The 1092-nt window shown below is 52.6% G+C and carries 1 protein-coding gene; it reads right to left on the bottom strand.

Translation table 11 applies throughout. From position 1 onward, the window contains the following. Window positions 1-134 precede the first annotated feature (134 nt). Window positions 135-1092: transposase (locus B5F83_RS10450; RefSeq protein ID WP_087325349.1), on the bottom strand; the 958-nt coding region annotated here is incomplete at its 5' end.

The following is a 1092-nucleotide window of genomic DNA, read 5'->3' as shown; positions in this document are numbered from 1 at the left end:
CTTCCGGAGTTTGACACTTTGTGCAGTCAAAAAGAGGTACAAATCGAGGCTACAGACCGCTGTAATGGCGATTTGTAGCCTTAAGATTTTTTTCGGGAATGTAGTATATTCTGTTTTTTGAGTGTGGGTATGGACTATTGCCCACATGTTTCCTTTTCGCGTTTCTTCGTTGAAGCGATGATGCTCCTCATCTTCTTTTTCGTCACAATCTGCGTGTCGGTCCTGAAGCCTGCGGAGCCGTGCAGGTGGTTTGTCAGGTCGGTCCTCTCGTATGCGGGTATGTATCCCTCCCCGTCCACGCTCAGGAAGTTCATGTCCCTGAGCGTCCCGAGTATCTCCCTGGTAGTGAAGTGCATTCCTCCCCTGTTTATCTTCTTCTCCAGATACTTGTATATGAGCAATGCGAGAAAGCATGTCAGGAAGTGCGCCTTTATCCTGTCGTCCCTTTTCAGATATACCGGCCTTGCGTCCATGTCGGTCTTTGTTATTCGGAAGTCGTTCTCCACGACCCATCGTCCGCTGTTGAGCCTTATGATTTCGGCCGCCGGCCCCTCCAGGTCGGTGCATATGCAGTAGAAGCCGTCAAACCGTGCCTCCTGTTCTATCATCTCCTGATTCAGGGAGAAGTTCTTCACCTGTGCCAGTTCGCCGTCCTCCGTGCAGTATTCCGTCCTGATGAACCGTTTCGCGTCGTTCGGGCTCTTCTTCCTCCCTGTGTTTGCCCTTCCCGACTCCAGCAGTGCCCGGGCCCTGTCTATCTGCCTGTCCCGGACATAGGACAGATAGTCCCGGTACTTGAACGAGAAGGTCACTATGTAGCGCATCTCCAGGATCTCTCCCGTCTGCATCCTCACCTTCTCCCACCGCTCCTTGTAAAACAGGGTGTCATAGTATTTCTCGGCATTCACTTCTGTCAGGTCAAATACCTCTTCCGAGCCCTGGACATGCCATCCTGATGCCCCGAGGGACCATTCCTGCAGTTCCCTGTTCATCTTCCTGACGGACTGGACCGTGATGAACGACCTGTCACTCACCGCATCGTTCTTCCTGTTCTCATACGAGGACAGGCCGGCATCCGTGCACACTATCATC

Source organism: Muribaculum sp. An289 (genome assembly GCF_002159555.1).
GTDB lineage: Bacteria > Bacteroidota > Bacteroidia > Bacteroidales > UBA932 > Merdivivens > Merdivivens faecigallinarum.
The sequence above is the reverse complement of the archived record's forward strand: the minus strand, read 5'-3'. Positions and strand labels throughout refer to the sequence as shown.